General features: G+C 62.5%; 6 protein-coding genes. 3 read left to right on the top strand and 3 right to left on the bottom strand.

Going from position 1 to position 7,116, the window contains the following annotated elements:
- Window positions 1–393: 393 nt before the first annotated feature.
- Together VEJ16_13695 and VEJ16_13690 are read right to left on the bottom strand one after the other, a co-directional pair.
- Entirely contained in the window at window positions 394–1,251 is an 858-nt protein-coding gene (locus VEJ16_13695) for an amidohydrolase family protein (protein HYB10717.1), read from the bottom strand.
- Window positions 1,252–1,267: 16 nt separating this feature from the next.
- Entirely contained in the window at window positions 1,268–2,263 is a 996-nt protein-coding gene (locus VEJ16_13690; GenBank protein ID HYB10716.1) for an NAD(P)-dependent oxidoreductase, read from the bottom strand.
- A 190-nt stretch (window positions 2,264–2,453) separates the two neighbouring features.
- Between VEJ16_13690 and araD the strand changes: the two genes are divergently transcribed.
- Together araD and VEJ16_13680 are read left to right on the top strand one after the other, a co-directional pair.
- On the top strand, window positions 2,454–4,196 hold the full coding sequence (araD, locus tag VEJ16_13685) for an L-arabinonate dehydratase (GenBank protein HYB10715.1): 1,743 nt from the start codon (window positions 2,454–2,456) through the stop codon (window positions 4,194–4,196).
- Entirely contained in the window at window positions 4,196–5,356 is a 1,161-nt protein-coding gene (locus VEJ16_13680) for an acyl-CoA dehydrogenase family protein (GenBank protein HYB10714.1), read from the top strand. Before araD ends, VEJ16_13680 begins: the two co-directional genes overlap by 1 nt.
- Before the next feature lie 3 nt (window positions 5,357–5,359).
- Here VEJ16_13680 and VEJ16_13675 read toward each other — a convergent pair whose 3' ends face one another.
- A complete protein-coding gene (locus VEJ16_13675; protein ID HYB10713.1) occupies window positions 5,360–6,019 on the bottom strand; it encodes a LysE family transporter in 660 nt (219 codons plus the stop codon).
- Between the two features lie 97 nt (window positions 6,020–6,116).
- Here VEJ16_13675 and VEJ16_13670 point away from each other — a divergent pair, with 97 nt between their 5' ends.
- Window positions 6,117–6,872, top strand: a complete 756-nt coding sequence (locus tag VEJ16_13670; GenBank protein HYB10712.1) for a fumarylacetoacetate hydrolase family protein — start codon at window positions 6,117–6,119, stop codon at window positions 6,870–6,872.
- The last annotated feature ends 244 nt before the right edge of the window (window positions 6,873–7,116 follow it).

The raw sequence follows: 7,116 nt of genomic DNA, 5'->3' as shown, positions 1-7,116 counted from the left end.
TCTCGGCCGGGCTCAGGGTCAGGTTCTAGGGTTATAGAGGGCCTCACCCTTCGAGACGGTGCTGCGCACCTCCTTAGGATGAGGACGTTAATGTTGTGAGAGGCTCCTCATCCTTCGAGACGGTGCTGCGCACCTCCTCAGGATGAGGATTTCAATCTCATAAATAATCATCCTCATGGTGAGCAGCCTCGCGGCGCGAGGCGTCTCGAACCATGAGAAGGCGCCGGGGCCTCACCCTTCGAGACGGTGCTGCGCACCTCCTCAGGATGAGGATTTCAATCTGATAAATAATCAACCTCATGGTGAGGAGGCCGCCAGCTCGCTTGGCGCGCCTCCTTCTGCGTCGCGCATAGAGGCGGCCGTCTCGAACCATGAGGGAAACGCCGCGTCGCCCTAGAACCCGTAGAGCTCTTCGGGATTGTCGACGAGAATACGCCGCCGGGTCGCCCCATCGGGAGCCCATTCGAGCAGCAGGTCGAGCAGCATTGCATCGTCCGGCTTTTCCTTGACCGAGGGGTGCGGCCAGTTGCTCGCCCAAAGCATGCGTTCCGGCGCTGTTTTCACGAGAATCTTCGCAAGCCGTCCCACATCCTCGTAAAGCGGCGGGCCGAATTTCGATACTTCGTATGGGGCGGAAAGCTTGACCCACACCCGCCCGCTTTCGACAAAACGAAGAAGGCATTCGAATGCCGAATGATCGGGTGTCACGGGCTCGAGGAACTTGCCGACATGATCGATCACGATGCGGCCCGGCCATGCCCTGATTTGCGCCTCGCGCTCCGGCAGGATGCGGCCGTCGAGCTGGAGTTGCACGTGCCAGCCCACCGCTTGCACGCGTGCTGCGACGGCGTCGAGGATATCCCATCCGATAGCTCCACCCGGCAGCATGTGAAAACGCGCCCCTCGGATGCCCGCTTCGGTCATTGCGACGAGTGTGTCCTCGGTCACGCTTTTGTCGACCACGGCGATCCCACGTGCGTTTGCTCGCCCGAACTTCTCGATCTTTTCGAGGGTACAGCGATTGTCCGTACCGTAGGCCGAGGGCTGTACGACCACGCAACGCGCGAGTCCTAGCCGGCGCTGCACGGCGCGATAGGCGTCAACCGAGCCATCGGGTGCGGGAGCGATCGCGGTTGGCGCCAAAGGGTACTTCTTGTCATAGAAGTGGATATGCGTGTCGATCGCCCCGGCGGGGGTGCTGAGTTTCGGCGCCTTGGAACGCTCGGAACCGGATTCGCTCGATCCCTGCATGGCTATTCCATCCTCCTCATGACGCCTTCAGCCGCAAAAGGCGCGCTGCGTGTTCTGCATTGACCGCGTTCTGCGGTATCCGGCCGGCGACGAGGGCCGCGACCTGATCCACCGTGTCGAACGCCTGATGCTCGGCTGCCTCGGGCGTGAGCCCCGCGGTGTGCGGTGTTGCGATCACGTCCTCGCGGCGCGCAAGACGAAGGGACGGCATCTGGTCCGGCGCCCGGCCCACATCCATCGCGGCCCCTGCGATCCGCTTGTCCTCGAGCGCCTGCTCGAGGGCTGCTTCATCGACCAGGTTGCCCCGCGAAAGATTGACGAAGTATGCCGAGCGCTTCATCGACGCGAAGGCGGCGGCGTTCATCAGGTTCTCGGTTTCCGGCAAGGCGACGACGAGACAGACGACAAAATCGGCCTCGCGCAATAGCGTGCCGAAATCGACCTGACGGAGGCCCGGTTCGTCGGCCATCTTGTGCGGATCGCACACCAGTACCGTCATGCCGAAGGCGAGGCCGAGTCCCGCGAGGTATTTTCCGATGACGCCAAAGCCGATGATGCCAAGTGTCGACCCCTTGAGCTGGCGGCCCATCCTTGCCTCGGGCGCACCGCCTTTATGATAGGTCGAAGCGGACTCAGTGACATGACGCGCGAGGTCGACCATCATGCCCACCGCCATTTCCGCAACCGACGCTGCAAAGCCGGGTGTGGCTCGGGTGACAAGCACCCCCGCTTCGCTCGCCGCCGTCACCTGGACGTTGCGGATATCGACCGCACATCGCAAAAAAGCGATGAGATCGGGCGATTGTTCGAAGAGTGCCGCTTCGCCCGGTGTCTGGCGATCCGACACGATAATTTCGATGCCTTGGGCAGCTTCGATGAGCGCTGTCGTCGTCAGCGCCTTTCCCGTCGAATTCATCGAAACGTCGCCGAGCTTGCGGAGGGCAGCGAGCGCGCGTTCGCCATAGTAGTTTTTGAGCATATTCGGTTCGTGGGTGAGGAATATGCGCGCCATCGCCGAACGACCTTCAAAACGTTCACGGGGCCATAGAGTGTTCGTTTCGAGCGTAGTCCGCAAGCCTTGACAGGCCCGGCTTCGCTATCGACGGTCGCGGATAGGCGTCTCCCTCACGAGGGGAGTGCCCGCCGGACCGGCCTGCGCTAATCTCGTCCGCGACACCTGATTTACCCGGTGAGGCAGGCCCATGACGGCACGGAGCGCTTCGGCCAAACGCAAGGCCCAGGATTTGCGTAGCCATCGCTGGTTCGGCGTCGACGATCTGCGTGCCTTCGGCCACCGTTCCCGCATGTTGCAGATGGGCTATAGCCGCGAGGACTTCGCCGGCAAGCCTGTGATCGCGATCATAAATACCTGGAGCGACATCAATCCTTGCCACGCTCATTTCCGCACGCGCGTCGAGGAGGTCAAGCAGGGTGTATGGCAAGCGGGCGGATTTCCGCTTGAATTTCCCGCCCTCTCCCTTTCGGAGCCGCATGTCAAGCCGACCACGATGCTCTATCGCAACCTGCTTGCGATGGAAACGGAGGAGCTTTTGCGCTCCCATCCCGTCGACGGTGCGGTATTGATGGGCGGGTGCGATAAGACGACCCCTGCCCTCCTCATGGGTGCCATCAGCATGAATCTGCCGGCCATCTTCATGCCTGCGGGCCCCATGTTGCGCGGGAACTGGGCGGGCCATGTACTCGGGAGCGGGAGCGATACCTGGAAATACTGGGCCGAGCGCGGTGCGGGCAAGATCACGGAGGAGACGTGGCGCGAGATCGAGGGAGGCATCGCGCGTTCCTATGGCCATTGCATGACGATGGGCACAGCCGCCACCCTGACCGCGATTGCCGAAACTCTTGGCATGACGCTCCCGGGCGCCTCCTCAATTCCCGCGGCAGACGCCAGCCATCCGCGCATGGCCCGTGATTCCGGCCGCGCGATCGTCGAGATGACATGGCAGAATCGCCGGCCGAGTGACGTCCTCTCGCGCGGCGCGTTCGAGAACGCGCTCACGGTGCAGATGGCGTTGGGCGGTTCGACCAATGCCATCATCCATTTGATCGCACTTGCACGGCGCGCCGGAATTCCGCTCTCGCTCGACGACGTCGACGCCGCATCGCGCAAGATGAGCGTCATCGCCAATCTGCGGCCGGCCGGTACGTTCCTGATGGAAGATTTCTACTACGCCGGCGGCTTGCGCGGCCTTCTCGAGACGATTCGAAACGCCATCAAGACCGATTGCCTGACGGTCAATGGCCGTACCATCGGCGAGAATATCGCGGACGCACCCGTCCACGACCGTGACGTTATCCGCACACTCGATCGGGCTATATACGCCGAAGGTGCGACTGCCGTGCTCTATGGCAACATCGCGCCGAAGGGATGCGTCATGAAGCCCGCAGCGGCCGAAAAGCGGTTTCTCAGGCATACGGGCCCGGCACTCGTCTTCAGCGATTACAACGAAATGGCTGCCAACATCAATCGCGAGGACCTCGAGGTCACACCCGACCATGCGATCGTGCTACAGAACGCGGGGCCGGTTGGCGGGCCCGGAATGCCCGAATGGGGAATGCTTCCGATTCCGCAAAAGCTGCTGAAACAGGGCGTGCGCGACATGCTTCGCATCTCCGACGCGCGCATGAGCGGAACGAGCTATGGCGCCTGTGTGCTCCACGTATCGCCCGAGAGCCATATCGGCGGTCCGTTCGCTGCGGTGCGCACGGGCGACACCGTCTCTATCGACGTCGAGAAGCGGTGTATCGACGTAAAGCTGAGCGAAAGCGAAATCCAACGACGCCTTGCCGAATGGTCGCCACCCCCGCGTGACTACCCACGCGGCTACAACCGAATGTTCGCTGCCCATATCACCCAGGCGCATGAGGGTTGCGACTTCGATTTCCTCGAGGGAACCGCCCCGCTCCCCGAACCAGAGATCCACTAATGGACTTCCACCTCAATGACGAACAGAAAGCCTTGCAGGAGGCCGCAAGGCGCTTTGCACAGAACGAGCTTCGCCCACTTGCGCGCGAGCTTGAAGAGAAGGACGAGCCCGTCCCGCACGATTGGCTCGCCCGTTATGGCGCACTCGGCTTTCTCGGAGTCAACACGGCAGAAAAATACGGCGGCCTCGGGCTTGGCCCGCTTGAAGCTCTTCTCGTCCTTGAGGAGTTCGCCCGCATCTCCGTTGCCGTCGCATTCCCCGTTTTCGAGTGTAACGTCGGGCCGGTCCGCGTGGTCGAGCGCTTCGGCAGCCCTGCACTCAAGGAGCGCGTGGTTCCCAAGGTCGTGCGGGGCGAGATGCTCGTCGCAATCTCCATGTCGGAACCGGAAGCGGGCTCGGCTCTTACGGACTTGCGGACCGCGGCGCGCATCGAAGGCGACAGTATCGTTATCGACGGTGCAAAGCGATGGTGTAGCGGGGCCGGCCATTCGGAAGCCTACGTGGTGTTCTGCCGGCTTTCGGAATCGACCGGCGCGAAAGGGATCGGTGCTGTCTTCGTCGAAAAGGGCACCCCGGGTTTTTCCTTCGGTGCGCGCGAGCAGCTCATGGGTTTTCGCGGGGTCCCGAGTGCCGATATGTTCTTCGATCATGTCCGCGTGCCGAGAGACAATTTGCTCGTGCCCGCGGGCGGCTTTGCCGATCTCATGGGCGTCTTCAACCTAGAGCGATGCGGTAACGCGACCATGTCTCTCGGCCTTGCGGCGAGCGCCCTTGCCGACGTCGTCGACTATGTTCAAGAGCGCAAGCAGTTCGGCAAGCCCATCGTCGATTTTCAGGCGAGCCAGATTCGCCTGGCTGAAATGATGATGCGCGTCGAAGCGAGCCGACTTCTCATCCACCGGGCGGCCGCGCGCGCTGTTGACGGACTGCCGGGTCTCATGGACGCCTCGCTCGCCAAATGCTTCGCCAACGAAATGGTGCGCGAGGTTTCGGCCGCCGCGATGCAGCTCATGGGCGGCTACGGCTACGCCAAGGCTTATGGAATGGAGCAGCGCGTGCGCGACGGATTTGGCTGGGGCATCGCCGGCGGATCGATCGACATCCAGAAGGTGAACATAGCAAGCGCGCTCGTCGGACGGCGTTTCGATCAGCGGCGATAGGACTCATCCGCCGACGATACGGGCGATCGAACGCGCCGCGAAATAGAGCATGAGCAGGCCCGTGAACCCCTTGGCGCATACCTCCCAGGCCGCGCTTGCGAACTTCATGCGCAGGATCACGACCGCACCCGAGAGTAACAATCCCCACACCGCGGCACCCACGATCACGGCGGAGGCAACGACGAAGGAAGCCGCGAGGCCGAGTTGGCTCGTCTCGGGCCTGCCGATCACGGCGAGCCAAAAGGCGATGTTCCAAGGACTCGTCAGCGCCATGGTGAGGCCGAGGAAATAGCCAGCGCGCCCGCTTTCGAAACGCGCCGGCGCTTTTGGCGTGGCACTGGCGCGCCACAGATTAAGACCGTGCCATGCGCCGCGGAGAAAAACGTAGGCAAGCAGGATCAGGAGAAGCGCACTCGCGATCCCCATGACAAGGCGCGTGGTCGGATCGGTAAAAAGGACGCCGGCGCCAAGTGCCACGACCACGGCCCACCCTGCATCGCCAGTGCAGGCGCCAAGGCACAATCCGTAACCAGACCAGAAACCGCGCGCGAGCCCGCGACGGACGATCTCGGCGTTAATGGGGCCGGGCGGCCATGCGACCGACCACCCCAAAGCAAACCCATAACCGAGCAGGGGCAAGAGTGTCGAAGCGCTGAAATCCAAAAAACATCCTCCAGGCCGCGGATCGGGCCGCACGCTAGCCAGTACGGCACGAGGCATGATAGTAGCCTGACATGAATAATCCAAAACGGGATGCTGAATGAACGACCGGGCGATTTCGAAAGCGGCGACATTGCTCATTGAGGCCCACCGAAGCGGCATTCCGTTGGCCGAAGTTCCGTCCGACTGCCGGCCGAAGAGTGTCGCCGAAGCGCACGCCATACAGGACGAGGTCAACCGGGAACTCGGCGAGCCCATCGGTGGGTGGAAGGCCAATGCCCCGCACGACGGAGAGGTCCAGCGCGGCGCCATCTTCAGCCGGATGATCTTCGCGAGCCCGGCGCGCGTTGACGCGTTGCGCGTGCCCCTTCTCGGCGTGGAAGCGGAAATTGCCTTCCGCTTTCTCAAAGATCTGCCGGCGCGGAATCGCGACTATACCCGAAAGGATGTCGCGGATGCTGTGGCTGCCCTCGCGGCGATCGAGATCGTCGATGCCCGCATCCGCGAATACGGCAAAATTCCCCTCCTCGATCGTCTCGCCGACAATCTCTGCAACGGCGCCTTCGTGCACGGCGAGACGGTCGCGGATTGGCCCAAACTGCCGATTGACATGCTGCGCGTGAACTTGCGGATCGACGGCGAATCGATTGTCGACAAGATCGGCGGTCACCCGATTGACGATCCGCTCGGCCCGGCGGTGGCCCTTGCCAACCACCTGCGCGCGCGAGACGGGATCAAGGCCGGGCAATTTGTGACAACCGGTTCCTGCACAGGGATTGAATTTGCGAAGCCGGGCCAGCGGGTTAGCGCATCGTTCGACGGGCTCGGCAGCGTCGAGGTCACCTTTTCCAGCTAACTGCGCCCAACGCCACAAGCACCTTGCGCGCTCGTGCCGTTCAACGGGCGATCACTGACACGCGATCATGGCCGGCGCATGCGACCGAATGCCGCCTGCTAGGTGGTGCTCATGCGGGTCGCCGGAGATGTTGAAAAATGGGGCCAAAAGGGCCGGCCGTAAGCATTCATTAACCATTGCGCCGCCAATCTCGATGGGGCGCCAAGTCGCTCAAACCGGACGAGTTAGGGAGATCGATTCATGG

The organism is Alphaproteobacteria bacterium (assembly GCA_035625915.1).
In the GTDB taxonomy this organism is placed as follows: domain Bacteria; phylum Pseudomonadota; class Alphaproteobacteria; order JACZXZ01; family JACZXZ01; genus DATDHA01.
Note: the sequence above shows the minus strand (reverse complement) of the source record. Positions and strands in the feature narration are given on the sequence as shown.